This is a genomic window from Pseudomonas sp. NPDC096950 (genome assembly GCF_044762525.1).
GTDB lineage: Bacteria > Pseudomonadota > Gammaproteobacteria > Pseudomonadales > Pseudomonadaceae > Aquipseudomonas.
Map to the genome: position 1 here is coordinate 175416 of NZ_JBIWEL010000002.1, position 25275 is coordinate 200690.

The following is a 25275-nucleotide window of genomic DNA, read 5'->3' on the forward strand; positions in this document are numbered from 1 at the left end:
AATGAGTTCAGTCGAGGTCCAGCACCACGACCCGCTGCCCGGCGCGCACCGCCGAACCCGGTTGCACGCGAATCTCCCGCACCACTCCGGCCATCGGCGCGAGCAGCGGGATTTCCATCTTCATCGACTCCAGAATCACCAATACATCCCCGGCCTCGACCCGCGCCCCGGTTTCAACCTGCACCTGCCAGAGGTTGCCGGCGATGTGGCTGTCGACGCTTTGCTGACCGCTGGCCAACGGTGCGTCTTCGGTGGCTTCGGGGATCAGTTCCTCGCTGTCGAAATGCGCCTGGCCACTGGCGATCCAGCGTTCGCGCTCGGCGTTGAACGCGCCTTTCTGCTGATCCCGAAACGCTGCAATGCTCTCGGCTTCTTGCGCCAGAAACCCCTGGTAATCCGCCAGGTTCAACTGACTGTGCTCGATGTTCAGCTCGAAGCGCCCAAGGGGAAAATCCCGGCGAATGCGCAACAACTCATCGGCGCTCACCGGGTAGAAGCGAATCTGGTCAAAGAACCTTAGCAGCCACGGTTTGCCGTCGAATGCGGCGACCTCGCGATAGCGATTCCACATCTGCAACGTGCGGCCAACGAACTGATAACCGCCGGGGCCTTCCATGCCGTACACGCACATGTACGCGCCACCGATGCCCACCGAGTTCTCGGCAGTCCAGGTGCGCGCCGGGTTGTACTTGGTGGTCACCAGGCGATGGCGCGGGTCGAGCGGGGTGGCGACCGGTGCGCCGAGGTAAACGTCGCCCAAGCCCATCACCAGATAACTGGCATCGAACACCGTGCGCTGTACTTCATCGAGGTTCGGCAGGTCGTTGATGCGGCGGATGAACTCCAGGTTACTCGGGCACCACGGCGCGTCCTTGCGCACGGTGGTCATGTATTTTTCGATCGCCAATTGGCAGGCCGGATCGTCCCAGGACAGCGGCAGATGCACGATGCGCGACGGCACCTGCAAATCCTTGGCGGCGCATACGGCGTCCCATTCACCGGCGATGATGCCGAGCAGGTCGGTGAGGGGGAGTTGTTCGGGTTGGTAGTGGACTTGCAGGGAGCGGATGCCGGGCGTCAGGTCAATCACGCCGTGCAGGTGTTTGGATTCCAGGGCCTGCATCAGGGCGTGGGCGCGGAAGCGCAGGACCAGGTCGAGTTCGGGGGCGCCGATTTCCAGCAGCAAATGTGTATCACCCGACAGCCTCGCGACCAGCCGCGTATCGTCCTGCCCAATATCCAACACGACAGGCGACTCAACCCCCTGTGGGAGCGGGCTTGCTCGCGAAGGCGTCCTGTCAGTCGGTATTAATGTGTCTGATACACCGCTTTCGCGAGCAAGCCCGCTCCCACAGGGGGTATCCCATTCCAGGGCGAGATTTCGGGCGGTCTTGAGATCGACCGGAAGGAACTGCACTTTGTCCCCAGCCTTAAGCTGCCCCAACTGCCAAAGATCCGCCTCGATCACCGTCACCGGGCACACGAACCCACCCAGGCTCGGACCATCCGGCCCAAGAATCACCGGCATGTCCCCGGTGAAATCTACCGCCCCGATGGCATACGGATTGTCATGAATATTCGACGGATGCAGTCCCGCCTCACCACCATCCGCCCGCACCCATTCCGGCTTCGGCCCGATCAACCGCACACCGGTGCGGCTGGAGTTGAAATGCACTTCCCACTGCGTCGCAAAGAAAGTGCCGATGTAGTTTTCGGTGAAGTATTCCGGCGCGCCATGCGGGCCGTAGATCACCCGAATCTGCCGCACAGCAGGCAACTCAGCGACTTCAGCCAATTGCGCCCCGGCGCTGCGATCACTCAAGCCCGGCACATGCAACACATCCCCAGCTCTCAGCGCCCGACCGCCATGCCCGCCAAACTGGCCTAGGGTGAAGGTGCTTTTGCTGCCCAGATAGTCCGGCACTTGTAGCCCGCCGCGCAGGCACAAATAACTCCGGGCCCCGGCGCCAGCGATGGTGCCGAGGCTTAAGGTCGAACCTGCCGGAATCAGCAATGTGGTGTTCATCGGCACGACTTCGCCATTCAACGCCAGGGGAATCAGCGCACCGGTAACCGCCACAACGGCTTCGCAATTGAAGCGCAGCAAAGGCCCGCTCATGGTAATTTCCAGCGCCGCCGCACCTTCGTCATTACCGAGCAGGCGATTGCCCAGACGCAACGCCCGACTGTCCATCGGCCCCGACGGAGGCACGCCGACCGCCCAGTAGCCGAGGCGTCCCGGATAATCCTGAACGCTGGTTTGTGTACCAGCGCTGAGCACTTCAAACGTATTGGCTTGGTACACCAGACCTTCCAGGCAGCGCGTCCACGGCTGACCACTGGCGAAGGGCACATCAAGCAAAATCTGCCGCAGATAATCGCGATTGGTTTCCACCCCGTAGAGCAGGCTGTCGCCCAAGGCGTGATGCAGATCGGCAGCCGCTTCATCGCGGGTTGGCGCCCAACTGATAACCTTGGCAATCATCGGATCGAAGTACGGCGGGATCTCGCAACCGGCCTCGACCCACGTATCGATACGCAGATGTTTGCCATCAGCAGCAGGGAAGTTCACCGCCGTCAGCAGGCCCGGACTTGGCTGGAAATCCCGGCCCGGATCTTCCGCATACAACCGCGCCTGAATCGCATGACCCTCCGCTTTCAAGCCGCGACCCAACTCACTGAGCGACGGCAAATCACCCGCCGCCAGTTCGACCATCCAGCGCACCAGATCCACGCCCCACACCTGTTCGGTGACGCCGTGCTCAACCTGCAATCGCGTGTTCACTTCCAGAAAATAGAAGCGCTGATCCTCACTGTCGAAAACAAACTCCACCGTGCCGGCGCTGCGGTAATTCACCGCTTTGGCGAGTTTGATTGCAGCAAAACACAGCTCGTCGGCCATGCCCTCGGGCAGGTTTGGCGCCGGGGTTTCTTCGAGGACTTTCTGGTTGCGTCGCTGCACTGAACAGTCACGCACACCGAGGGCAATTACCTCGCCGCGACCGTCGCCAAACACCTGCACCTCCAGATGCCGGGCGCGCTGGATGTACTTCTCGATGAACACCCCGGCGTCGCTGAAATTGTTCTGGCCCAGGCGTTTGACCGCTTCAAAGGATTCGCTCAACTCGGCGGCGCTGCGGCAAACGCGCATGCCGATACCGCCACCGCCCGCGGTGCTTTTGAGCATCACCGGATAGCCGACCTGTTCACCGGCAATCAGTGCCGCGTCGAGGCTGTCGAGCAACTCGGTGCCTTCGAGCATCGGCACGCCGTGTTGCCTGGCCAAGGCGCGGGCGGTGTGCTTGAGGCCGAACACCCGCAACTGCTCGGGCGTCGGGCCGATAAAGGCAATGTTGGCCGCTTCGCAGGCTTCGGCGAACCCGGCGTTTTCCGATAGAAAACCGTAGCCGGGATGGATGGCCGTGGCGCCGGTTGCTTGGGCGATGGCGAGGATTTTATCCACCGCCAGATAAGTGCCGGCGGCGGCACCTTCACCGAGGCTGTGGGCTTCATCGGCTTGCAGAATGTGCAGGCTCGCGGCATCGGATTCGGAGTAAACGGCGACACCCTTGACCTGCAATTCACCCAAGGTGCGCAGGATGCGGCAGGTAATCGCGCCACGGTTGGCAATCAGGACTTTTTCGAACATGGCAAAACCCCCGGAGGCGATAACGCATCAGCCTCGACCTGGGATGCGGGCCGTCCCGCAGTTTTTCGATAGGCGCCGGGGTCGTCCCCGACGGCAAAATCACCCAGCTTGAAAACACCGCTGAACCCCTGTGGGAGCGGGCTTGCTCGCGAAGAGGGCTTGTCAGTCGCTATCAATGTGTCTGACACACCGCTTTCGCGAGCAAGCCCGCTCCCACATTGGGGTCAGGGGTGTTTTGGAGGTTTTAGGCACTGGCCGGAACGCGCCTGGCAAAGGGCAAACAACCACCGCCGCAACCGCAGAATTGTCAGTTCCATACCAGCAACTCCGCAGGCGTAGGGTTGTAGGCATTGCACGGGTTGTTCAATTGCGGGCAGTTGGAAATCAACACGATCACGTCCATCTCCGCCCGCAGATCCACGTACTTCCCCGGCGCCGAAATCCCGTCTTCAAAGGTCAATCCACCATCGGCGGTAACCGGCACGTTCATGAAGAAATTGATGTTCGGCCCGATGTCACCTTTGCCCAGTCGCCCGTCGTGAACACAGGCCCGCAGATAGTTGTCGCGGCAGCTGTGCATGTAGCGTTTTTCCAATGCATAACGCACGGTGTTGCTCTCCTGGGCGCAGGCGCCGCCGAGGGTGTCGTGGCGACCACAGGTGTCAGCGACGATGGTCAGCATCGGTTTGCCGAGGTTGGAATACAGCACGCTGCCGGTGCTCAGGTAGACGCTGTTCTGCCGGCGCAACGTGCGTTGCACGTCATAGCGCTCCTTCGGGTTGGCGACGCTGTAGAACAAGGTGTCGACCGCTTGATTGCCTTCCAGGTCGAGGATGCGCAGGGTCTGGCCGGCCTTGACCTCCATCAGCCAGGGTTCGCCGGCAGGGATGGTGGCGCGGTAGATCGCGGTTTCTGGCTGCTGGGTTGCGGTAGCGATGGCGAGTGACATGGCAGCGATCCTCAGGCGAACAAACGGTCGGTGTTGATAAAGCCGCGCTCGTTTTCCGGGCGCGAAGTGCGGCAGTGTTCGGCGACGCTGGCGTCGGCATTCATCCAGCTCAGCTTCAGCGGTTTCGGTGCGTACTCCGGCGACGGATCCATTGGATGTTGCAGCGCGGTGAGCACCACCAGCGTGTCCATCGGCGCATAGAGTTCGATGTAGTCGCCCGCCCTGGAATTGCCCTCGACGAAGTGGAAACTCCCGGCCTCGTCGACATTCACGCGGCTGAACAGATTGAGGGTCATCAACAAATCCGAAAGTCCCAGACCCCATTTGCCGAGTTCCACTAACAGGTTGTCGGTGCCGTTTCGGAAGAAGCCGTTGCGCAGTTCCTGGTAGCGGCCGGCGCCGTATTTTTCCGCGACTTCTTCAGCGCACAGCACACCGCCGAGGCTGTCGCTCCAGCCGCAGGTGTCGGCGGTGATCGCGGCCAATACGCGGCCCATGTCCGAGTACAAACAATGGCCGGCGGTGAGCTTGGCGGTGTGTTGGCATTTAAGGCTGTCGGGCAGGTTCAGGCGTTCGGTTTTTTCGTTGGCGTTGAGCAGCGTCAGGCTGACGTTGGCGCCGCCGCGCAGGTCGGTCAGGCGCAGCAATTGGCCGCGTTTCAACACGAAGGAACGATGACCGCCGCCGGGGAGCATTTCTTCGGCGAAGGGCGGGAACAGTTGGGTCGAATCAGTCATGTGCAAAATCCTCTTAAGCGGTGCGAAGCGTGCCTGCCAGCTCAGCCGGCAAGGCATCGACGGCGGCGCGTGTGGCGCGGCGGTCGCTGTTCAAAGGGATGTCGTAGGTGATGCGTGCGCCATAGGCGCCGGGGGCGTGCGGGTCGACGCGGACCTTGTCGAACACCAGCAAACGGGTGCCGAGGCTGAAACCTTCGGACAGGTCATGGGTGACCATGAACACCGTCAGTTGTGTTTCGCACCACAGTTCCAGCAACAGGACGTGCATGTCTTTGCGGATACCTGGATCGAGAGCGCCAAACGGTTCGTCGAGCAGCAACACCCGCGGCTTCATGATCAGCGCCTGGGCGATGGCCAATCGTTGTTGCATGCCGCCGGAGAGTTGCGCCGGGTACTTGTCCAACGAGTGGCCGAGGCCGACTTTGTGCAGCAGCACCGAGGCCTGTTCGCGAGCGTCTTTTTTCGCGTTGCCGAACAGGCGTCCGAGCAGTGACGAGCGCGGCAGTTCGAGGCCGAGGGCGACGTTGTCCAGCACGGTCAGGTGCGGGAACACCGAGTAGCGCTGGAACACCACGCCACGGCTGGAATCCGGTTCGCCGGCCAGGGCCTGGCCGTCCAACAAGATCTTGCCGCGACTGGCTTTTTCCTGACCCAGCAACAGGCGCAGGAAGGTCGATTTGCCACAACCGGATGCGCCGACGAGGGTGCAGAACTCACCTTCGTTGACGTTCAGGTTCAGCCCTTCGAGCACCACTTGATCGGCGTACTGCTGCCAGACGTTTTTCACGGTGATGAAGCTCATGCCCGTGCTCCTTCGTACCAGGGAAACGCACGCTGAGTCAGGCGCTTGAGCCCCCAATCCATCAGCCAGGCGAGCAGGGTGATCCACACCACGTAGGGCAAAATCACATCCATCGCCAGGTAGCGCCGCACCAGGAAAATCCGGTAGCCGAGTCCGTCAGTGGACGCGATGGCTTCGGCAGCGATCAGGAACAACCACGCCGAGCCGAGCATCAGCCGCAACGAGATCAACAGCCGTGGCAGCAATTGCGGCAACACCACCCGCAGCATCAAGGTCCAGGTCGAGGCGCCCAACGTCTGGGCCTTGATCAGCAACTCGACGGGAATTTCCCGGGCGCGTTGTTCCAGGTCTCGGGCCAGCGCCGGGGTGATGCCGATCACGATCAGCATCACTTTCGACAACTCCCCCAGGCCGAAGACGATGAACAGAATCGGCAGGATCGCCAGCGGCGGCACCATCGACAACACCGTCAGCAGCGGCGACAACGGTGCGCCGAACAACGGCAACGTGCCGGCCGCCATGCCCAGGCACAGCCCGGCCAACGCGCTGATGCCGAGGCCGATGGCCAGCCGTCGCAGGCTGGAGGCGCTGTCTTGCCAGAGCAGGTATTCACCGGTGCGGCTGTCGGCGACGAAGGCCAGGCGTTTCACCGCGTCGGTCATCTGCACGGCGCTGGGCAGCAGCTTATCGTTGGGGTTGTCCGTCAGCCGCTCGGCCGAGCCCAGGAAGTAGGCGAGCAGCACCAGGGCGAACGGCAGGATCACCAACAGCAAGCGATTCGGGCGATCCGGGTGGCGATTGATCAGGCGCATGGCCAGGTCCTCCTGTTTACAGCTTGGCGTCGGCGGCCATCTGCACGTAGCTCGGGTCGAAGCGCAGCTTGAGGTTGCCTTTGTCACCACTGGTCACACCGTTGGCGAAGGCCATGCCGACGGCGCTGGTGTCCTTGGCGCCTTCACCGAGCAAGCCGTGCTGGAAGGAGAACTCGGCGACCTTGCGCATGGTTTCCGGCAATTGCTTGCTAGTGGAAAACGCCAGCGCCTCCTGCGGAGTAGCAAATAGCTTGGTGGTGTCGAGTTGCGACTGGAACCCGGCCAGGTCGGTGCCGGAGGCTTTGGCCATGTGTTCGAGGGCGGCTTTGCTGGCGGCATTCTTGGCGTTCATCAACTCGACCACTTCAAACCAGGCACCGGTCAGCGCTTTGCCGAGGGCCGGGTTGTCTTTGAGGGTGGCGCTGTTGACCACCATCATGTCCATGATTTCGCCAGGCACTTGGCTGGAGTTGAAGACTTCAGTCACGCCGGGCTTGGCCTTGATGTCCGAGAGCATCGGGTTCCAGGTGGTGACGGCGTTGACCTGATCGGTGTTGAAGGCGGCCGATATGTCAGCGTCGGAAGTGTTGACGACTTTCAGGTCTTTCTCGGTGAGATCGACAGAATCGAGGGCGCGGGCCAGCAGGTAGTGGGAAACCGAAAGTTCGACGAGATTGACGTCCATGCCCTTGAGGTCGGCGACTTTCTTGCCTTCGCCTTTCAGTACGATGCCGTCGTTGCCGTTGGAGAAATCGCTGACGATCAGCGCGGTGCTGTCGACGCCACCGGCCGCCGGAATGGTCAGCGCATCCATGTTGGTCATGGTGCAGCCGTCGAACTGGCCAGCGGTGTATTGATTGATGGATTCGACGTAGTCGTTGAGCTGCACCACATCGATCTTGATGCCGTACTTCTTCGCCCATTTGTCGACGATGCCTTGGCTGCCGGCGTATTCCCAGGGCATCCAGCCGGCGTAGATGGTCCAGCAGACGCTGAAGTGATCTTTCTGGGCGGCCTGGGACGAGACGCTGATGAGGGCGGCGAATGCGGCGGCGAGCAGGGCGGGTAAACGAAGTCGGGTCATGGGATGGTTCTCCAGTTGATCAAGGGCGGGCAGGAGTCAACGCGGCACCGCGAACGGTGGCTTGTCTCCCGGGCTTTTGTCCCGCCGTGTAACCTCAACTGGAGGTCGCCAACTCTCGGACCAGTCACTCGCCTAAGCGAGCCGGAACCCTAGTCAGCCATTGCAAATTGTGGTGCCGCGAACCTGTGATGACTCCTGCACACCTTTACTAAAGCGAGAGCCGTGCCAAGTCGCTGCGAGGCCTCTGGGCTGGGGGATGACGCCGATGGGCCAATGGAAGAGGGCGCGTGATTGCCTTGTCATGGTGCATCCGCGCACCGCAATGGGCCGCTTATCCGAAGGTTTTAGCCTTCGCGCACTGGATGCCGGTTTCACAGTCAAAACAGGTGTGAGTCGGCCTGTGCCGGCTGCTGTCGCGGGTCTTTCAGGAGGCCGCCATGGTTTATCAAAAATGGCTTCGTCGATTATTGCTGGGCGGGGTGCTGGGCTTGGGTCTGTCGGGTTGCTACTACTACGCTGGCACCGCAGACATTTACGCAACGCCGTATTACTACCCCGGTTATTACTACTCGCCTTATTACTACGGCTATTCCTACCCCCGGTATTACGGGCGCTATCGCTACTATTACTACGGCGGCCACGGGTATTACGGCGGTCACGGGCCGGGTTATTACCACTGGGGTGGCCGTTACGGTCGCCATTAATCATGACGGCGCTTCCCCTGAAAGGAAGCGCCGTTTTTTTTAGGGCGAAGATGAAAAACCTTTCATCGGCGACTTGTTTCAATGTGTTTCAAGAACGCACCAGATTCCGAAATCGATGTCTGATCTTTCGACAGTCGCCAACAATTGACTGTCGCCTGCCAGCGTCGCTGGTGTGGCTACTCGCGGTCCAGGAGGCCGCCATGTATCGCCGAATGCTTCTGCTGGTCGTGTTGAGTTTTTCCCTTGGTGCATGCGTTCCCTATTCCTACGGAGATGGAGGCAGCTACTACAGTTCTGAGGTCTACTCGTCCCCCGCGCCGGCTTACTACTCGGGCGGTGGCAGCTACTACTCGGCTCCACGCTATTACCAACCAGCACCGCGTTACTATCAGCCGGCTCCCCGTTATTACTCGGCGCCGCGTTATTACCAGGCGCAACCGCGCTACTACCAGTCCCATAACCGTGGCTGGCAAGGACATGACCGAGGCGGTTGGGATGGCCGCAATCGGGGCAACTGGGACAATTCCCGTGGTCACGATGGACGGGATCACCGGGGTGGTGGACGTGGCGATCACGATGGTCGCGACGGTCGCGGAGGCCGGGGTGGTCACCGCTGATATTTCCAACAGCCAGTTACAGAAAAGCGGCGCATTAAGCGCCGCTTTTTTTGTGCCCGGATTTTAGTAATCCGACAAATCCGCCAACGGATGCCGACCTTCCCACACCTTATGAAAATGCGCCTCCACCACCGCATCTGGCACGTTATTGATGTCCGGCCAGTGCCAGTGTGGCTTCTGATCCTTGTCGATCAACCGCGCCCGCACGCCTTCGCTGAATTCCGGATGGCGGCAGCAGTTGAGGCTCAGGGTGTACTCCATCTGAAAAACCTCAGCCAATGAAAGATGCCGGGCCCGGGCGATTTGCTCCCAGACCAGATGAGCGGTCACGGGCGAGCCTTCGGTCATGGTCTTTGCGGCGCGGCTGAGCAGCGGATCAGTGGAATCGCGCAAATGGCTGATGGCCTTCCAGGCGCAGCGCACGTCGCTGACATCCAGCAATTCATCGATCTGTTGGCGGCGCGGCAGCCATTGCGCTTCGGGCATCTGCGCGACGGCTTCCTGCTGCAAGGCCTTGAGCAGGCTGTTGAGCTGCATTGAGGTCTGTTCCTGCCAGTTCAATTGCAGCAGGCCTTCGACCAACTCTTCCTGCTGTTCTTCGAGCAGGAAGCGATCGGCCAGATCCAGATCGATCGCATCCCGGGCATTCATGTGCGCGCCGGTCAGGCCGAGGAACAACCCGAGCTTGCCGGGCAGCCGCGACAGGAACCAACTGGCGCCGACGTCCGGGTACAAACCGATGCTGATCTCCGGCATCGCCAGGCGGCTGCTCGGCGTGACAATGCGGATGCTCGCGCCTTGCAGCAGGCCCATGCCGCCGCCGAGTACGTAACCGTGACCCCAGCAGATCAGCGGTTTGGGGTAGGTGTGCAACTTGAAGTCGAGACGATATTCCGCCGCGAAGAACTGCGCGGCCAGGGGCGGCACTTCCCCGGGATGTTGGCGACAGGCTTCCACCAGGCTGCGCACTTCGCCACCGGCGCAAAAGGCCTTGGCGCCGTTGCCGCGCAGCAAAACGCAGACGATTTGCGGATCCTTGGCCCAGGCGTCCATCTGATCGCGCAGGGCGTTGATCATCGGCAAGGAGAGGGCATTCAGCGACTTTTCGGCATCCAGGCTGGCGATGCCGATGCGGGCGCCGTCGGTGCCGGTCAGTTCTTCGAAGTGCAGATTCATCGTGACCTCGATCGGGAATTTGAGCGTTTAGTATGATCGCATTGCAGGAAAGTGCCGGTTCTGCGTCAGATCAATTGACAAGTCAAGCCAGCTTTCCTAGGGTTCGCCCCATTGTTTTTGCCGGGTATGACCATGACTGCTGACGACCGTATCAAACTCGAACCGAGCTGGAAGGAGGCGCTGCGTGCAGAATTCGACCAGCCCTACATGGCAGAGTTGCGTTCATTCCTGCAACAGGAACGTGCGGCCGGCAAGGAAATCTATCCGCCAGGCCCGATGATTTTCAACGCGCTCAACTCGACGCCGCTGGATAAGGTCAAGGTCGTGATTCTTGGCCAGGACCCGTATCACGGCCCGGGCCAGGCCCATGGCTTGTGCTTCTCGGTGCAACCGGGTGTGCCGGCGCCGCCGTCGCTGGTGAACATCTATAAAGAGTTGAAACGCGATCTGAACATCGACATCCCGAGCCACGGCTACCTGCAAAGCTGGGCCGACCAGGGCGTGCTGATGATCAACACCACCATGACCGTCGAGCGCGCTAACGCCAATGCGCACAAGGACAAGGGCTGGCAGTTCTTTACTGATCGGATCATCGAGGTGGTCAGCGCGCATCAGCCGCATCTGGTGTTCATGCTGTGGGGCGCGCATGCCCAGAGCAAACAGAAACTCATCGACGCCACCAAGCACCTGGTGCTGACTTCGGTGCACCCGTCGCCGTTGTCCGCTTATCGCGGCTTCCTCGGTTGCGGGCACTTCAGCCGGACCAACAAGTTTCTGGAACAGCATGGCGAGACGCCGATCGAGTGGCGGTTGCCGCCGGTTTGATGCGCTGACCGTCAGGGCCCCTTCGCGAGCAAGCCCGCTCCCACATTGATCTTATGGACACCGAAGATCCAATGTGGGAGCGGGCTTGCTCGCGAAGCAGGCGCCTCGGCCTTATTCCGGTACCCGATTCCAATACTTGAACAACGGCTCCGCCAGAAACAACACAAACAACAACCGCATCACCTGCATCGCGGTCACCAGCGGCACCGACAATTGCAGGGTCTCCGCCGTCAAGCTCATCTCCGCAATCCCGCCGGGCATCATGCCCAATGTCAGCGAACGCAAATCCAGATGAGTCAACGCACTCAACCCCAGCGCCGCCGCCGTGGCGATCAACATGGTCAGCACCGTGCCGATCAGCGTCCGTCCCATAAACGACGGTGCACGCCGGAAGAACTGTCGATTGAAATGACAACCCAAGCCGCTGCCAATCAGCCATTGGCCGATCTGGCTGCCGCCGTTGGGCAAACCGATGTGCAAATCCCAACTGATACTCACCGCCGCACTCACCAGCAACGGCCCGAACAGCCACGGATTGGGCTGGCGCAACCGCTGCCAACCCCAGGCGAGCAGGGCGCCCGCCGGGAATAGAATGGCCAGCAAACGCCAATCAACAGCTGTGGCATGGGAAATCGGCGTGCCGTCCCCCAGCAAATACTTGAACGCCGCCGGCACACACAGCACCACCACCAGCACCCGCAGACTTTGCCCCGCCGCGACCCGGCTGAGCACCGCGCCATTGCGGGCGCCGAGGTTGACCATCTCCCCGGAACCGCCCGGCATGCTGGAGAAGAACGCCGTGGCGCGGTCCTCACCGGTACGCCGCATCAACCAGACCCCGACCACACTGGACAGGCTGGTGACCAGTGCACCGAAGAAGATCAAACCGAAATGGCTCAACACCTGCTCCATCACCACCGGGGTGAAGTGCAGGCCGATACCGATGCCGACGATCCACTGGCCGCACTTGCGCCCGCCAGGGATTTCCGCGAGTTGCCAAGGGGTGAGGCAGCGCACCAGGATGATCGCCAGCAACGAGCCGACCATCCACGGCAGCGGCCAGCCGACCTGGCTGGCGAGGTAACCACCGAGCAGGCCGACCAGCGGTGTTCCCCACCAGGTTTTGAAGGGACGATCAGACATCGGCAATGGCGCGCCTCGCAACCGAACGTTTACGCCAGATCCGCAGGATCGGCATCAGCAGCATAAGCGCAGTCAGCACCCAGACACCAAACGTGATCGGGCTCGACCAGAGGATTTCCAGTGCACCGTTGGAAATCGACAGGGCACGCCGCAGGTTCTGTTCCATCAAACCGCCGAGGATGAAGCCCAACAGCACCGGCGACAGCGGGAAGTCCAGTTTGCGCAGGATGTAACCGAAGATACCGATGCCCACCATCAGGAACAGGTCGAACGTAGTCGCGTGCACCGCGTAGACGCCGATCCCGGTAATGATCGCGATCACCGGCACCAGCGCCCAGTTCGGCACGGCGAGGATGCGGGTGAAGATGCGGATCATCGGGATGTTGAGGATCACCAGCATGATGTTGGCGATGAACAACGAGGCGATCAGGCCCCAGACAATGTCCGGTTGCTGCTGGAACAACAGCGGGCCCGGTGTGATGTTGTACAACGACAGGGCGCCGATCATCACCGCCGTGGTGCCGGAACCCGGCACGCCGAGGGTCAGCATCGGCACCAGTGCGCCACAGGCCGACGCGCCGATCGCGGTTTCCGGTGCCGCGAGGCCGCGCATGTCGCCTTGGCCGAAGGTGCCTTTGGCACCCGCGATGCGTTTCTCGGTCATGTAGGCCACGGCGCTGGCGAGGGTCGCGCCGGCACCCGGCAACACGCCCATGATGAAGCCCAACAGGCCGCAACGGATGTTCACCACGAACACCGAAGACGCTTCCTTGAAGTTGAACATCATCCGCCCGGTGGCTTTCACCGCTTCCTGGCCGCGATGGGTTTTTTCCAGCAGCAGGAGGATTTCGCTGATGGAGAACAGGCCCAGCACCAACACCACGAATTGAATGCCGTCGGTCAAATGGATGTTGTCCCCGGTGAAGCGGTACACACCGCTGTTGGCATCGATCCCGACGCTCGACAGGAACAGGCCGATCAGCGCCGCAATAAACGTTTTCAACGGACGATCACCGGCCATGCCACCGAGGCAGACAATCGCGAACACCATCAACACGAAATATTCCGCCGGACCGAAGGCAATCGCCCATTTCGCCAGCAGCGGGGCGAACAGCACCATGCCGCACGTGGCGATGAACGCGCCGATGAACGAACTCCACGCCGACAGCGACAACGCCACACCGGCCAGGCCTTTGCGGGCCATCGGGTAACCGTCGAGGGTGGTCATGACGGTGGAGGCTTCGCCGGGGATGTTCAGCAGGATCGAGCTGATCCGCCCGCCGTATTCGCAACCCAGGTACACCGCCGCCAGCAGGATCAGCGCCGATTCCGGTGGCAGGCCCAGGGCGAAGGCGATGGGAATCAATAGCGCCACGCCGTTGATCGGACCCAGGCCCGGCAGCAGGCCGACGACGGTGCCGATCAGCGTGCCGCAGAGCGCGGTCACCAGGTTGTACGGGCTCAGCGCGACGCCGAAACCCTGGCCCAAATAGCCAAAAGTATCCATATCAGTTCTCCAGAACGTCGAGCAGGCCCAGGGGCAGCGGCACGTCCATCAACTTGTCGAACAGCAGGTAGAGACCAATGCTCATCAGCGTGGTGACGACGATGCTCGGCAGCCAGCGACCGCCGTACAGGCGCGCCATCGGAATGCCGATCAGGATGCTGCTGAGAATGAAGCCCAACGGTTCGAACAACCCGGCGAAGATCAGCAGCAAGACGACGCAGATGCCAATTTTGTTCAGGGTTTCGCGGTCGAGTTTCGGGTCGTCATCGCTGTGCACGATCGGTGTCGGGCGAAACAGCATATACAGCAAACCCAGGCCCATCAGCCCGAGCATCAACAGCGGAAAGGCCCGAGGCCCCACGGGTTCGTAGGAAAAAGCCGCTTGGTACGGCCACGCCATCAGCGCCAGGCCGATACAGACCGCCAGCAGCACCGAAGCAAAAATGCGTTGTAAGAGCATGAGGAACTCCTGGGCCGCGACCCCGCGCAAGCGAGACCGCAGCCGCTAGACAGAGACGATCACTGGATCAGGCCGAACTCTTTGGCCAGCACTTTGTAGTCCGCGACTTGCTTCTTCACGTAGGTGTCCAGCTCCGGGCCGGTCATGGCGAACGGGAACAGTTCACGCTGATCGCGCAGCTTGGCGAACTCGTCGGAGGCCAACAGTTTGTCGAAGGCGTCTTTCCACCAGGCGTAGTCTTCGTCGCTGACTTTTGGCCCGAGGTAAAAGCCGCGAACCACCGGCCAGACGATGTCGTAGCCTTGCTCCTTGGCGGTCGGGATGTCCTTCATTTCCGGCTCGTCCAGACGCTTCTCGGAGAACACCGCCAACAGGCGCATGTCGCCACTCTGGATGTGCGGCATGGAGTCGGAAATATCCGTGCTGCCGACCTGGATGTGGCCGCCGAGCAGAGCGGTGGCGATTTCACCGCCGCCTTCGAGGGCCACGTAACGCAGGTCACGCGGGTTGATCCCGGCAGCCTTGGCGATCAGCGCGGTTTGCATCCAGTCCTGGCTGCCGACGGTGCCGCCGGAACCGATCACCACTTTGCTCGGATCTTTCTTCAGCGCTTGAACGAGATCGTCGAGGGTCTTGTAGGGCGAATCGCTTTTCACTGCGATGGCGCCGTAACTGGTGCCGACCGCTGCCAGCCACCGCACGTTGGTTTCATCGAAACGCCCGAACTTGCCTTGGGCCAGGTTCAGCAGCGAGCCGCTGGACCAAGCGACCAACGTGCCGGCATCGGCCGGGCGCTGGGCGACTACCGCGTTGTACGCCACCGCGCCGACACCGCCGGGCATGTAGGTCACGCGCATCGGTTTGGTCAGCAGCTTTTCGTTCACCAGCGCGCTTTGCGCCAGTTTGCAGGTCAGGTCGAAACCGCCGCCGGGGGAGGCCGGGGCGATGCATTCCGGGCGCTTGGGCTCGGCCATCAATTGGCCGGCGAACAGCAGGGCGCTAGCGGTGAGAGCAAACTTACGCAGTGACAAATTCATTGGGTTCTCCACAGATTTTTTGTTGTATGGATGTGTAGGAGCTGCCGAAGGTTTTGGGTTTCGGCATTTCAATCAATTACCAAAGTGCAACGCTATAGCTCACCAGCAGACGCACTTCATCGGCATCGCGAGCGGAGTAGTTGGAACGGTAGGTGGCATTACGCAGACGCACGGCGACATCCTTGAGCGCGCCGCTTTGTACTACATATTTGATCTCGGTATTGCGTTCCCACTCTTTGCCTTCGTCGCCGTTCTTGAGCTTGATGTTGTCGCCGCTCAAGTAACGGCTCATGAAACTCAGGCCGGGGATGCCGAGTTTGGCGAAGTCGAAGTCGTAGCGTGCCTGCCAGGAATGTTCCTCGGCGCCGGCAAAGTCGTTGATCTGCACAAAGTTGACCAGGTACGGGTCGGCGCCATCGACATACGGGAACGCACTGTCGCCGGACATGTGCTGATAACCGGCGCTGAATTTGTGCCCGCTCAAGGCGTAGCTCACCAGGCCGTTGAGGGATTTGTTGTCGATCTCGCCGCCACGGGCCGCGCCCTGGTCATCACTGATGGCCAGTCGCAAGTCGGTGCCGAAGGTGCCCGGGCCGAACGGTTGCGAGGCGACCACGCCGAGGAAGTGCTGGTTATAGACTTCATCGAGTTGCGCGAAGTGGTAGCTGCCGGTGATTTTGTCAGTGAACTTGTAGTCCACGCCGCCAAAGTCGAAATGCTTGCCGGCGGCCGTACCGGAAAAACGGCTGTTCTTGTTGTTGAGGGCAATGTCCTCGAAATCCGTGCTGTCGCGGTCCTTGGCTTTCTCCAGTCGGCCACCGGTGAAGGTCAGGTTCTTGATCTCTTTGGAGGTCAGCAAGCCACCTTCGAACGTCTGCGGCAGGATGCGCCCGTCGTTGGGCTTGAGGATCGGCAGTTCCGGAATCAGGCTGCCGATTTTCAGTTCTGTGGCGGAGATTTTCACTTTGCCGGTCAGACCGAGCTTGGAGTACTCGTCAGCGGCGCGGCCGTCATCGTGGGTCGGCAACAGGCCGGTGCCGGTGCGGTCGGGACTCGAATCGAGCTTGACCCCCAGCATGCCCAGCGCATCGACACCGAACCCCACGGTGCCGTCGGTGTAGCCCGATTGCAGATTGAGCAGGAAACCCTGGGCCCACTCGTCACGCTTGGACTGCTGGGCATTGGTGCCGTCGCGAAAGTCGCGGTTGAAATACATGTTGCGGGTTTCGAGGGTTGCCGTACTGTCTTCGAAGAAGGCAGCCTGGCTCAACGGCGAAAAGCCGGCGAAGGCGGCGGCACTGGCAAGGGCGGTCTGGCTGAGGCGGGAAAAACGAACAGGCGGGCGAGCCTGAAGCTGCATGGACAGCATCGTGAAGTACTCCGTTATTGTTCTTATTGGCGAAAACGCTTCGTGGCGTTTTTCGTATCGCTGTGTGGCATCAGCGACGGGCAGTCGAAACAGTCCGTGGCTGGACTCTAACGGGCCAACCTTTCGCTAACCTTTCAGCTGACTTTCACGGTTTTCAGGCTTCACAGCGGCGGATGCGGCTGTAAACTCCGCGCCAAAGAATGGCGTCGACCATCCCTGAACGAGGTAAGTATCCATGCGTGTCCTGCTCGTCGAAGACCATCTGCAGCTCGCCGAAAGTGTCGCCCAGGCGCTCAAGAGCACCGGGTTGACCGTGGATGTTTTGCACGACGGCGTGGCGGCCGACCTGGCCTTGAGCAGTGAGGAATACGCCATGGCGATCCTCGACGTCGGCCTGCCGCGCATGGATGGTTTCGAAGTGCTGGCGCGCCTGCGGGCCCGAGGCAAGAACCTGCCGGTGTTGATGCTGACCGCCCGCAGCGACGTCAAGGACCGGGTCCACGGCCTCAATCTGGGCGCCGACGATTACCTGGCCAAACCGTTTGAACTGACTGAACTCGAAGCCCGGGTCAAAGCCTTGCTGCGCCGCAGTGTGTTGGGCGGTGAACGTCAGCAGACCTGCGGTGTGCTGGCCTATGACCTGGACACCCGGCGCTTCACCCTCGGCGAAGAATTGCTGACCCTGACGTCTCGCGAGCAGGCCGTACTTGAGGCGTTGATCGCCCGTCCCGGTCGGGTGATGAGCAAGGAGCAACTCGCTTCCCAAGTGTTTGGCCTGGATGAAGAGGCCAGCCCCGACGCCATCGAAATCTACGTCCACCGCTTGCGCAAGAAACTCGACGGCCAACCGGTGGCGATCGTGACCTTCCGCGGCCTCGGCTATTTGCTGGAAAGCCGTGATGCATAAGCCCAGCAGCCTGCGTTGGCGGTTGCTGTGGAACCTGGCGTTGTTGCTGGTGGTGTTGATGTTGGCCAGTGGTTTGAGCGCGTACTGGAACGGTCGAGAAGCTGCCGACACCGCTTATGACCGCACCTTGCTGGCCTCGGCGCGGACCATCGCTGCCGGGGTGTCCCAGCGCGACGGCACCCTCAGCGCCGACGTGCCTTACGTGGCGCTCGACACCTTTGCCTACGACAGCGCCGGGCGCATCTTTTATCTGGTCAACGACATCCACCAGAACCTGATCTCCGGTTACGAAAACCTGCCGCCACCGCCACCGGGGACGCCGCGCACCGATGACTATCCGGCGCTGGCGCGTTTCTACAACGCCGTTTATCGCGGGCAGAACGTGCGCGTGGTGAGCCTGCTCAAGCCAGTGAGCGAGCCGAACATGAATGGCATGGCGGAAATCCGTGTCGCGGAAACCGATGAGGCGCGGGTCAGCATGGCGCGCAGCCTGGCGGCGGATACGTTGCTGCGACTGGGCATGTTGGCGATTGGCGCGTTGCTGTTGGTCTGGTTTGCGGTGAGTGCGGCGCTGCGGCCGCTGGAGCGTTTGCGCACGGCGGTGGAGGAACGGCAATCGGATGACTTGCGTCCTTTGCCGCTGGTGGAGGTGCAGCGGGAGTTGTGGCCGTTGGTGCGGGCGCTCAATCACTTTACCGAGCGACTGCGCGGACAGTTTGAGCGTCAGGCGCAGTTCATCGCCGATGCCGCTCATGAATTACGCACACCGCTGGCGGCGCTCAAGGCGCGGCTGGAATTGGGCCTGCGCGCCAGCGAGCCGCAAACCTGGCGCAGCACCCTGGAAACTGCCGCCCAGGGCACGGATCGCCTGACGCACCTGGCCAATCAGTTGCTGTCCCTGGCCCGGGTCGAAAACGGCGCCCGGGCAATTGCCGAGGGCGGCGCGCAATTGCTGGACCTGAGCCAGTTGGCCCGTGAATTGGGCATGGCCATGGCGCCGTTGGCCCACGCGCGCGGCGTGGCGCTGGCGCTGGAGGCAGAGGAGCCGGTGTGGCTGCGCGGCGAGCCGACGCTGTTGAACGAATTGCTGAGCAATCTGGTGGACAACGCCCTGGCCCACACGCCGCCGGGAGGCAATGTGATCCTGCGAGTAACAGCGCCTGCCGTTCTGGAGGTCGAGGACGATGGGCCGGGGATTCCCCTGGAAGAGCGCGATCGGGTGTTCGAGCGTTTTTATCGACGCAATCAGCAGGTGGCGGGGTCAGGCTTGGGGTTGGCGATTGTCGGGGAGATTTGCCGTGCGCACCTGGCGCAGATCAGTTTGCATGACGGGGAGCGGGCGGGGTTGAAGGTGCGGGTGAGTTTTATTGCGGGGGAGTGAGGGTGTTTGTGATGGCCTCTTCGCGAGCAAGCCCGCTCCCACAGGTTATCTCTGTCGTACACAAAGTCTGTGATCGCTGGAAATCCAATGTTAGAGCGGGCTTGCTCGCGAGTGGGGCAGCTCGGTCTCAATCAATAAAACATCGACCGCGACTCTTCCAGATCCCTGCACATCGCTTCGTTCTCGGGATCAATCCCCAACTTCTTGAACGCCGGCACATTGAACGCATCGATACGCGCCAGCGGATGGTCGGTGTCCTTGTGGCAATACAGGCTCGCGACCTGCACCACGTCGACATAATCGACCCGTTCGGAATCACGCTTGAAATCCAGGTACAGCCCCGGCAACTTCACCAGCATTTCCGGAAACTCCCAGACGCTGAGCAGTTTGTCGCCCAGCAGCGGATGAATGCGGTCGATCACATGGTTGAGGCTGACCGGGTCCGAGAGCAGCTCATAGTGATCTTCGGCGTAGGTCAGGATCGGCAACACACCAATCTGATGCACCAGTCCGCCCAGCGCCGCCTGATCGGGTTTGAGTTGGGTGTAGCTGCGGCACAGCGCGTAGCTGATGCCGGCGATTTCCAGGCTTTTGCGCCATACGTCGCGCATTTTGTGTTCCACCACCTCGGAGCGGGCGTGGAAAATCTGCTCCATCACGAGACCAATGGCCAGGTTACTGCTGTAGTTCACGCCCAACCGGGTGATGGCGGTGTGCAGGTCGGTGACTTCCTGGGTCGCCCGCAGCAACGGGCTGTTGACCACTTTGATCAGGCGCGCCGACAACGCGGTGTCGCGACCGATCACTTTGCTCAGGGTGCTAACGCTGATTTCCGGATCTTCAGCGGCCTTGCGAATCTGCAGGGCCACTTCCGGTAATGTTGGCAGAACCAGGTCATCGTTATCGATGGCCTCAACCAAATCCTGTTGGACCTTATCCGCCAGCTCACTCATTTCTGTTCTCTAGGGTCTTGCATAAAAATACTGCGGTCAGCGCTGGATTTCTTTATCGCGATCCAGGGCGTAAGGCAGGTCGAGCAAGTGCAGGGCAGGGCCTTCGAGCGCCGCCAGGTGGATGTCACCGGTCTCTGCTGCTTCGGCTTGCAGCACGGCCAGGAGTTCAATGTTTTGCGCGTCGCGCGCGGCGATCACCACTTCGCCGATCGAACTGTTGTGGCTTGGGGCAAACAGCTGGGTGCCGGGCTCCGGCAATTCACTGCCGTCCAGCTTCAAGCGATACAAACGACGCTTGAGTTTGCCCAGGTATTGCATCCGCGCGACGATTTCCTGGCCGGTGTAGCAGCCCTTCTTGAAACTCACGCCACCGACGGCTTGCAGGTTGAGCATCTGCGGGATGAACAGCTCGCGGGTGCTCGGCATGACCTGGCCGATCCCTGCGCGGACCTGGCCCAGCAGCCATTGATTCAGCTCGCCTTCGGCCAGCAGGGCGGAGAGCTTGCCCTTGATGGCGTCGGCCTGTTCAACGGCGACCCACAGTTCGGCGCGCTCAGGTGAAACGCGAATGGCGATCAAGCCTTCGTTGCGCGCAACGCTGTCGGTATCGGTCGGCAACTCCAGACCGAGGCTGCTCAGTGCCGCATCGCCATGGTCGAGGCCGAAGCGAACCCAGGCGGCGCTTTCATCGGTCAGTTTGGATTTCGAGAATACTGCGTACTTTTTCAGGTCCGCCAGTTGCGGCTCCAGCAGTTCGCTGGCCATGGCCAGGAGCACGCCGTCGCCTTGCAGCAGAATGCGGAAACTCGACTGCATCCGGCCCTTCTGGGTGCAGCGGGCGCCGAGGCTGGCCTGGGTGTCGCTCAGGTAATTGAGGTTGCAGGTCAGTTGGCCTTGCAGGAATTTGCCGGCATCCGCGCCGCGAACCGCGAGAACGCCTTCGTGTGACAGGGTGCAGAAAAAAGCAGAATCGGCCATGGGTCATCGCAGGGTAAAGAGTCTGGAGGACATCATAAGGGGGCGCCCATGAAATGGGTAGTTCACAAAAGGACAGGAGGCCCGACCAAAGCCGACTGTTCGCTCAAGCTTTGGGCTGTATACTTGCCGCCTATTTGAGGAGCGCTCCATGGTCGAAGATGTTGAACTGAATCGCCTCTACTGGCACAGCCGCCGCGGCATGCTTGAGCTTGACGTGTTGCTGGTGCCGTTCGTGAAAGAGGTCTATCCGCACCTCAATGATGTCGACCGCGACTGCTACCGCAAACTGCTCGAATGCGAAGATCAGGACATGTTTGGCTGGTTCATGGAGCGCGCCGAATCGGAAGATCCGGAGCTTCAGCGCATGGTTCGCATGATCCTGGATCGTGTCCAGCCCAAGTAATGCGTTCGAATGCCGCTGGCAGGCCTCACGGCTGCTGCTGGCGGCATACGGTCTGGCCCAGCTGTTCGCGCTGGGTTCGTTGTTTCTTCTTTCTCTACCGGCCTGGGCCAGTCTGCTCGGCGTTTTGCTGTGCGCGGTTCATGGCTTTTGGGTGATTCCGCGGCAGATTTTGTTGACGCATCCCCAGGCAATTCGCGGTTTGCGCCGCGATGCCGATGGCTGGCAGTTGTGGAATCAGGCCCAGGGTTGGCAACCAGTGCAACTGCGACCGGACAGCCTGGTGCTACCGTTGGTCGTGATGCTGCGGTTTCGTCGGCGAGGCGAGCGGCGGGTCAGCACAATCTGCGTGCCCCGGGATTCGCAAGCGGCGGATCTGCACCGACGCCTGCGGGTACGGCTGAAGTTCAGTCGACGTAGGTGGGCGGCACCAGAATAGTGTCCAGGGCTTCTGGCAACATATTCGGGTAGTCGAGGGTGTAATGCAGGCCGCGACTTTCCTTGCGCTCCATCGCGGACTGGATCATCAGTTCGGCTACTTGGGCCAGGTTGCGCAACTCGATCAAGTCCCGGCTGACTTTATAGTTGCTGTAGAACTCATCGATTTCGTCCAGCAACAGGCGAACCCGATGCTGGGCCCGTTGCAGGCGCTTGTTGGTGCGCACGATGCCGACGTAGTCCCACATGAATCGCCGCAGTTCATCCCAGTTGTGCGCAATGATCACGTCTTCGTCGGAGTCGGTCACCTGGCTCGCATCCCAGACGGGCAGGGCGATGGGGATCGACACCTGGGGCAACTGCTGGAGAATGTCCGCTGCCGCCGAACGTGCGTAGACAAAGCATTCCAATAGCGAGTTACTGGCCATGCGGTTGGCGCCGTGCAGGCCGGTGAAACTGGTTTCGCCAATGGCGTACAGGCCCGGCACATCGGTGCGGCCCTGTTGATCGACCATCACGCCGCCGCAGGTGTAGTGCGCCGCCGGAACCACCGGGATTGGTTGCTTGGTGATGTCGATGGAGAATTCCAGGCAGCGTTCGTACACCGTCGGGAAGTGAGTCTTGATGAACGCTTCGGGCTTGTGACTGATGTCCAGGTAGACGCAGTCGACACCCAGGCGCTTCATCTCGTGGTCGATGGCCCGGGCGACGATGTCCCGTGGCGCCAGTTCGGCTCGCGGGTCGAAACGTTGCATGAAGCGCTCGCCGTTGGGCAGCTTCAGGTGCGCACCTTCGCCGCGCAGGGCTTCGGTAATCAGGAAACTCTTGGCCTGCGGGTGATACAGGCAAGTGGGGTGAAACTGGTTGAATTCCAGGTTCGCCACCCGGCAGCCCGAACGCCAGGCCATGGCAATGCCATCACCGCAGGCGCCGTCGGGGTTGCTGGTATAGAGGTAGACCTTGGCGGCACCGCCGGACGCTAGGATCACGAAGCGTGCGCCATAGGTGTCGACTTCGCCGCTGGCGCGATTGAGCACGTAGGCGCCGAGGCAGCGATCGCCTTCCAGGCCGAGACGCTTTTCGGTGATCAGATCAACCGCTACCCGTTGTTCCAGCAGTTCGATGTTCGGGCGCTTCTTGGCCTGATCGAGCAAAGTCCTGAAGATCGCTGCGCCGGTGGCATCGGCGGCATGGATGATGCGCCGATGGCTGTGGCCGCCTTCGCGGGTCAGGTGGAACTCGAAACCACCGTCTTCGGTGCCGGACTGTTCATCTCGCGTGAACGGGACGCCTTGGTCGATCAGCCACTGGATGGCTTCTTTACTGTGCTCGACGGTGAATCGCACGGCGTCTTCATGGCACAGGCCACCGCCAGCATTGAGGGTGTCATCGACGTGGGACTCAACGGTATCGGTGTCATCCAGCACGGCGGCGACACCACCCTGGGCCCAGAACGTCGAGCCATTGGCGAGGTCGCCTTTGCTCAATACAGCGATGCGCAGGTGACCGGGCAAGGTCAACGCAAGGCTCAAACCGGCAGCACCGCTGCCAATCACCAGGACATCATGTTGAAACTGTTGGCTCATTTCAGGATTCCGCTCAAAGCGACCCGGGTCGGGGTTGGCGCAAGACACCTGGATCGGCGAGTCAGGCAGCCACACAGCCCACTAGTATATAGAGGGGGGGAGCGGCACAATAGCCGGGCCTACATGGCATTGTGAGACTACTGTGACGAAAAAGACCGAACGCTTCGTCGGATGTTTTTTTCGCCGCTTCGGCGACAAGACGACTGTATCGTGGATTTAACAGTCTTTTTCGCTCCACGGTTGCACAATGTCGGTTGCACCCGGCTATAAATATTTGGAACTTTTGCCAAAGGCCCAAGATCAATAGCTGGTTGCCTGAATCAAGGGACAGTGTCGGCTTCGGAGCGGGATCTGTGGTTGGGGTCCTTGCCGGCGAATCCGATGACAAGATTATTCGCGCAGCCGGGTTAACCCGAGCTGCGCTTTTCGTGCGTGCCAAATCAGAGCCCGCAGGAAACTTGCTTGGAGGGGGAGAACTTTTGCGAAAAGCCCGAGTCTATGTTTGCAAGTCTGGTCGTTTAGTTATGCAAGCCTCCTTCGAGCTTATCGAGGAGTGTTCATGCTAACCCAGGAAGAGGATCAGCAGCTGGTCGAGCGCGTTCAACGCGGCGACAAGCGAGCTTTCGATCTGCTAGTGCTGAAATATCAGCACAAAATTCTCGGGTTGATCGTGCGTTTCGTGCACGACACCCATGAAGCCCAGGATGTCGCACAGGAAGCCTTTATCAAGGCGTACCGTGCACTTGGTAATTTCCGCGGAGACAGCGCGTTTTACACGTGGCTTTACCGCATCGCCATTAACACGGCGAAAAACTATCTGGTTTCACGCGGCCGTCGGCCGCCGGATAGTGATGTCAGTTCCGAAGACGCAGAGTTCTACGACGGCGATCATGGCCTCAAGGATCTCGAGTCGCCAGAACGCGCATTGCTGCGGGATGAGATCGAAGGCACCGTCCATCGAACCATCCAGCAACTTCCAGAAGATTTGCGTACGGCCTTAACTTTACGTGAATTCGATGGTCTGAGTTACGAGGACATTGCAGCCGTCATGCAATGCCCGGTGGGTACCGTGCGCTCCCGGATTTTCCGGGCTCGGGAAGCCATCGATAAAGCCCTGCAGCCGTTGTTGCAGGAAAACTGAGACAGCGGCGACAGCCAAGAGAGGAACGCCATGAGTCGTGAAGCCCTGCAGGAATCGCTGTCCGCAGTGATGGATAACGAAGCGGACGAGCTGGAATTGCGTCGGGTACTGAATGCCTTTGACGATGTTGAAACCCGCGAAACCTGGGCTCGTTACCAGATCGCTCGGGCAGTCATGCATAAGGATCTTCTGCTTCCACGTCTGGACATCGCTGCGGCAGTCTCTGCTGCGCTGGAAGATGAAGCCGTCCCGGCCAAGGCATCTCGCGGTCCATGGCGCAGCCTGGGTCGTCTGGCCGTCGCTGCTTCGGTAACCGTCGCTGTACTGGCGGGTGTTCGTCTGTACAACCAGGACGAAATTGCTGGCGTCGAACTGGCTCAGCAATCCACGCAGTCCACTCTGGCCGTTCCTCAGGTCAAGGGTCCGGCTGTATTGGCAGGCTATAGTGAGAGTTCGGAAGCCACTGGCCCTATGGCCAACGGCGTTTTGCAAGGTCAGCCGGGCTGGCACGATCAGCGTCTGCCAAGCTACTTGCGCCAACATGCTCAACAGGCTGCATTGAAAGGCACTGAAAGCGCTCTGCCTTACGCTCGTGCAGCAAGCCTGGAAAACCGCTAAGG

Annotated in this window: 24 protein-coding genes and 1 riboswitch; of the genes, 9 read left to right on the forward strand and 15 right to left on the reverse strand. The window is 60.8% G+C overall.

Annotated elements, in window-relative coordinates; genetic code table 11:
* Window positions 1-7: 7 nt before the first annotated feature.
* The 6 genes from uca to ACIQY3_RS05290 form a co-directional block, all read right to left on the reverse strand.
* Complete coding sequence (gene uca, locus ACIQY3_RS05265) at window positions 8-3649, reverse strand: urea carboxylase (protein WP_403017858.1); 3642 nt, start codon at window positions 3647-3649, stop codon at window positions 8-10.
* A gap of 307 nt (window positions 3650-3956) precedes the next feature.
* Window positions 3957-4598 (reverse strand): urea amidolyase associated protein UAAP2, encoded by a 642-nt coding sequence (locus ACIQY3_RS05270; RefSeq protein ID WP_054046753.1) that lies wholly within the window; start codon window positions 4596-4598, stop codon window positions 3957-3959.
* Between the two features lie 11 nt (window positions 4599-4609).
* On the reverse strand, window positions 4610-5335 hold the full coding sequence (locus ACIQY3_RS05275) for an urea amidolyase associated protein UAAP1 (RefSeq protein WP_403017859.1): 726 nt from the start codon (window positions 5333-5335) through the stop codon (window positions 4610-4612).
* A gap of 13 nt (window positions 5336-5348) precedes the next feature.
* Entirely contained in the window at window positions 5349-6137 is a 789-nt protein-coding gene (locus tag ACIQY3_RS05280; protein WP_403017860.1) for an ABC transporter ATP-binding protein, read from the reverse strand.
* Window positions 6134-6949, reverse strand: a complete 816-nt coding sequence (locus ACIQY3_RS05285) for an ABC transporter permease (RefSeq protein ID WP_403017861.1) — start codon at window positions 6947-6949, stop codon at window positions 6134-6136. Before ACIQY3_RS05285 ends, ACIQY3_RS05280 begins: the two co-directional genes overlap by 4 nt.
* 16 nt (window positions 6950-6965) lie before the next feature.
* A complete protein-coding gene (locus tag ACIQY3_RS05290) occupies window positions 6966-8033 on the reverse strand; it encodes a putative urea ABC transporter substrate-binding protein (protein ID WP_403017862.1) in 1068 nt (355 codons plus the stop codon).
* Window positions 8034-8096: 63 nt separating this feature from the next.
* Window positions 8097-8197: riboswitch (guanidine-I (ykkC/yxkD leader) on the reverse strand.
* A gap of 273 nt (window positions 8198-8470) precedes the next feature.
* Here ACIQY3_RS05290 and ACIQY3_RS05295 point away from each other — a divergent pair.
* Complete coding sequence (locus ACIQY3_RS05295; RefSeq protein WP_403017863.1) at window positions 8471-8737, forward strand: hypothetical protein; 267 nt, start codon at window positions 8471-8473, stop codon at window positions 8735-8737.
* A gap of 200 nt (window positions 8738-8937) precedes the next feature.
* Window positions 8938-9354, forward strand: a complete 417-nt coding sequence (locus ACIQY3_RS05300) for a hypothetical protein (protein WP_403017864.1) — start codon at window positions 8938-8940, stop codon at window positions 9352-9354.
* A gap of 63 nt (window positions 9355-9417) precedes the next feature.
* Here ACIQY3_RS05300 and ACIQY3_RS05305 read toward each other — a convergent pair whose 3' ends face one another.
* The gene (locus tag ACIQY3_RS05305; RefSeq protein WP_403017865.1) at window positions 9418-10530 is read right to left on the reverse strand and encodes an enoyl-CoA hydratase/isomerase family protein; all 1113 of its coding nucleotides are present in this window, start codon (window positions 10528-10530) and stop codon (window positions 9418-9420) included.
* Between the two features lie 132 nt (window positions 10531-10662).
* Between ACIQY3_RS05305 and ung the strand changes: the two genes are divergently transcribed.
* On the forward strand, window positions 10663-11355 hold the full coding sequence (gene ung / locus ACIQY3_RS05310; protein ID WP_403017866.1) for a uracil-DNA glycosylase: 693 nt from the start codon (window positions 10663-10665) through the stop codon (window positions 11353-11355).
* Window positions 11356-11466: 111 nt separating this feature from the next.
* Here ung and ACIQY3_RS05315 read toward each other — a convergent pair whose 3' ends face one another.
* The 5 genes from ACIQY3_RS05315 to ACIQY3_RS05335 form a co-directional block, all read right to left on the reverse strand.
* The gene (locus ACIQY3_RS05315; protein ID WP_403017867.1) at window positions 11467-12498 is read right to left on the reverse strand and encodes an AbrB family transcriptional regulator; all 1032 of its coding nucleotides are present in this window, start codon (window positions 12496-12498) and stop codon (window positions 11467-11469) included.
* On the reverse strand, window positions 12491-14005 hold the full coding sequence (locus tag ACIQY3_RS05320; RefSeq protein WP_403017868.1) for a tripartite tricarboxylate transporter permease: 1515 nt from the start codon (window positions 14003-14005) through the stop codon (window positions 12491-12493). The genes ACIQY3_RS05315 and ACIQY3_RS05320 overlap by 8 nt, the downstream gene beginning before the upstream one ends.
* 1 nt (window position 14006) lies before the next feature.
* Window positions 14007-14465 carry a tripartite tricarboxylate transporter TctB family protein gene (locus tag ACIQY3_RS05325; RefSeq protein WP_403017869.1) on the reverse strand — a complete coding sequence of 153 codons (459 nt, stop codon included), beginning with the start codon at window positions 14463-14465 and terminating at the stop codon, window positions 14007-14009.
* A gap of 59 nt (window positions 14466-14524) precedes the next feature.
* Window positions 14525-15502 (reverse strand): Bug family tripartite tricarboxylate transporter substrate binding protein, encoded by a 978-nt coding sequence (locus tag ACIQY3_RS05330; RefSeq protein WP_403017870.1) that lies wholly within the window; start codon window positions 15500-15502, stop codon window positions 14525-14527.
* Window positions 15503-15578: 76 nt separating this feature from the next.
* Entirely contained in the window at window positions 15579-16871 is a 1293-nt protein-coding gene (locus tag ACIQY3_RS05335) for an OprD family porin (RefSeq protein ID WP_403017871.1), read from the reverse strand.
* Window positions 16872-17106: 235 nt separating this feature from the next.
* Here ACIQY3_RS05335 and ACIQY3_RS05340 point away from each other — a divergent pair, with 235 nt between their 5' ends.
* Both ACIQY3_RS05340 and ACIQY3_RS05345 read left to right on the forward strand, forming a co-directional pair.
* The gene (locus ACIQY3_RS05340; RefSeq protein ID WP_123406211.1) at window positions 17107-17778 is read left to right on the forward strand and encodes a response regulator; all 672 of its coding nucleotides are present in this window, start codon (window positions 17107-17109) and stop codon (window positions 17776-17778) included.
* Window positions 17771-19159: a sensor histidine kinase gene (locus tag ACIQY3_RS05345; RefSeq protein WP_403017872.1), complete on the forward strand. Its 1389-nt coding sequence runs from the start codon at window positions 17771-17773 to the stop codon at window positions 19157-19159. Before ACIQY3_RS05340 ends, ACIQY3_RS05345 begins: the two co-directional genes overlap by 8 nt.
* Before the next feature lie 131 nt (window positions 19160-19290).
* Here the strand turns inward: ACIQY3_RS05345 and ACIQY3_RS05350 are convergent, their stop codons facing one another.
* Entirely contained in the window at window positions 19291-20112 is an 822-nt protein-coding gene (locus ACIQY3_RS05350) for an HDOD domain-containing protein (RefSeq protein WP_403017873.1), read from the reverse strand.
* A 36-nt stretch (window positions 20113-20148) separates the two neighbouring features.
* Window positions 20149-21090, reverse strand: a complete 942-nt coding sequence (locus tag ACIQY3_RS05355) for a YgfZ/GcvT domain-containing protein (RefSeq protein ID WP_403017874.1) — start codon at window positions 21088-21090, stop codon at window positions 20149-20151.
* Window positions 21091-21238: 148 nt separating this feature from the next.
* Here ACIQY3_RS05355 and ACIQY3_RS05360 point away from each other — a divergent pair, with 148 nt between their 5' ends.
* Together ACIQY3_RS05360 and ACIQY3_RS05365 are read left to right on the forward strand one after the other, a co-directional pair.
* Window positions 21239-21493, forward strand: a complete 255-nt coding sequence (locus ACIQY3_RS05360) for a succinate dehydrogenase assembly factor 2 (RefSeq protein ID WP_007944081.1) — start codon at window positions 21239-21241, stop codon at window positions 21491-21493.
* On the forward strand, window positions 21477-21929 hold the full coding sequence (locus ACIQY3_RS05365; RefSeq protein ID WP_403017875.1) for a protein YgfX: 453 nt from the start codon (window positions 21477-21479) through the stop codon (window positions 21927-21929). Before ACIQY3_RS05360 ends, ACIQY3_RS05365 begins: the two co-directional genes overlap by 17 nt.
* On the opposite strand, the gene nadB is transcribed toward ACIQY3_RS05365, so the two are convergent.
* Entirely contained in the window at window positions 21898-23514 is a 1617-nt protein-coding gene (nadB, locus tag ACIQY3_RS05370) for an L-aspartate oxidase (RefSeq protein ID WP_403017876.1), read from the reverse strand. The two genes, ACIQY3_RS05365 and nadB, sit on opposite strands and share 32 nt — an antisense overlap.
* A 559-nt stretch (window positions 23515-24073) precedes the next feature.
* Here nadB and rpoE point away from each other — a divergent pair.
* Complete coding sequence (gene rpoE, locus ACIQY3_RS05375) at window positions 24074-24655, forward strand: RNA polymerase sigma factor RpoE (protein ID WP_007944079.1); 582 nt, start codon at window positions 24074-24076, stop codon at window positions 24653-24655.
* A gap of 30 nt (window positions 24656-24685) precedes the next feature.
* Window positions 24686-25273, forward strand: a complete 588-nt coding sequence (locus tag ACIQY3_RS05380) for a sigma-E factor negative regulatory protein (RefSeq protein WP_123507596.1) — start codon at window positions 24686-24688, stop codon at window positions 25271-25273.
* Window positions 25274-25275: the final 2 nt, after the last annotated feature.

What these genes read in the sequence shown, in the direction of transcription:
- uca (WP_403017858.1), bottom strand. Translation starts at nt 3,649, where the DNA reads ATGTTCGAAAAAGTCCTGATTGCCAACCGTGGCGCGATTACCTGCCGC.
- ACIQY3_RS05270 (WP_054046753.1), bottom strand. Translation starts at nt 4,598, where the DNA reads ATGTCACTCGCCATCGCTACCGCAACCCAGCAGCCAGAAACCGCGATC.
- ACIQY3_RS05275 (WP_403017859.1), bottom strand. Translation starts at nt 5,335, where the DNA reads ATGACTGATTCGACCCAACTGTTCCCGCCCTTCGCCGAAGAAATGCTC.
- ACIQY3_RS05280 (WP_403017860.1), bottom strand. Translation starts at nt 6,137, where the DNA reads ATGAGCTTCATCACCGTGAAAAACGTCTGGCAGCAGTACGCCGATCAA.
- ACIQY3_RS05285 (WP_403017861.1), bottom strand. Translation starts at nt 6,949, where the DNA reads ATGCGCCTGATCAATCGCCACCCGGATCGCCCGAATCGCTTGCTGTTG.
- ACIQY3_RS05290 (WP_403017862.1), bottom strand. Translation starts at nt 8,033, where the DNA reads ATGACCCGACTTCGTTTACCCGCCCTGCTCGCCGCCGCATTCGCCGCC.
- ACIQY3_RS05295 (WP_403017863.1), top strand. Translation starts at nt 8,471, where the DNA reads ATGGTTTATCAAAAATGGCTTCGTCGATTATTGCTGGGCGGGGTGCTG.
- ACIQY3_RS05300 (WP_403017864.1), top strand. Translation starts at nt 8,938, where the DNA reads ATGTATCGCCGAATGCTTCTGCTGGTCGTGTTGAGTTTTTCCCTTGGT.
- ACIQY3_RS05305 (WP_403017865.1), bottom strand. Translation starts at nt 10,530, where the DNA reads ATGAATCTGCACTTCGAAGAACTGACCGGCACCGACGGCGCCCGCATC.
- ung (WP_403017866.1), top strand. Translation starts at nt 10,663, where the DNA reads ATGACTGCTGACGACCGTATCAAACTCGAACCGAGCTGGAAGGAGGCG.
- ACIQY3_RS05315 (WP_403017867.1), bottom strand. Translation starts at nt 12,498, where the DNA reads ATGTCTGATCGTCCCTTCAAAACCTGGTGGGGAACACCGCTGGTCGGC.
- ACIQY3_RS05320 (WP_403017868.1), bottom strand. Translation starts at nt 14,005, where the DNA reads ATGGATACTTTTGGCTATTTGGGCCAGGGTTTCGGCGTCGCGCTGAGC.
- ACIQY3_RS05325 (WP_403017869.1), bottom strand. Translation starts at nt 14,465, where the DNA reads ATGCTCTTACAACGCATTTTTGCTTCGGTGCTGCTGGCGGTCTGTATC.
- ACIQY3_RS05330 (WP_403017870.1), bottom strand. Translation starts at nt 15,502, where the DNA reads ATGAATTTGTCACTGCGTAAGTTTGCTCTCACCGCTAGCGCCCTGCTG.
- ACIQY3_RS05335 (WP_403017871.1), bottom strand. Translation starts at nt 16,871, where the DNA reads ATGCTGTCCATGCAGCTTCAGGCTCGCCCGCCTGTTCGTTTTTCCCGC.
- ACIQY3_RS05340 (WP_123406211.1), top strand. Translation starts at nt 17,107, where the DNA reads ATGCGTGTCCTGCTCGTCGAAGACCATCTGCAGCTCGCCGAAAGTGTC.
- ACIQY3_RS05345 (WP_403017872.1), top strand. Translation starts at nt 17,771, where the DNA reads ATGCATAAGCCCAGCAGCCTGCGTTGGCGGTTGCTGTGGAACCTGGCG.
- ACIQY3_RS05350 (WP_403017873.1), bottom strand. Translation starts at nt 20,112, where the DNA reads ATGAGTGAGCTGGCGGATAAGGTCCAACAGGATTTGGTTGAGGCCATC.
- ACIQY3_RS05355 (WP_403017874.1), bottom strand. Translation starts at nt 21,090, where the DNA reads ATGGCCGATTCTGCTTTTTTCTGCACCCTGTCACACGAAGGCGTTCTC.
- ACIQY3_RS05360 (WP_007944081.1), top strand. Translation starts at nt 21,239, where the DNA reads ATGGTCGAAGATGTTGAACTGAATCGCCTCTACTGGCACAGCCGCCGC.
- nadB (WP_403017876.1), bottom strand. Translation starts at nt 23,514, where the DNA reads ATGAGCCAACAGTTTCAACATGATGTCCTGGTGATTGGCAGCGGTGCT.
- rpoE (WP_007944079.1), top strand. Translation starts at nt 24,074, where the DNA reads ATGCTAACCCAGGAAGAGGATCAGCAGCTGGTCGAGCGCGTTCAACGC.
- ACIQY3_RS05380 (WP_123507596.1), top strand. Translation starts at nt 24,686, where the DNA reads ATGAGTCGTGAAGCCCTGCAGGAATCGCTGTCCGCAGTGATGGATAAC.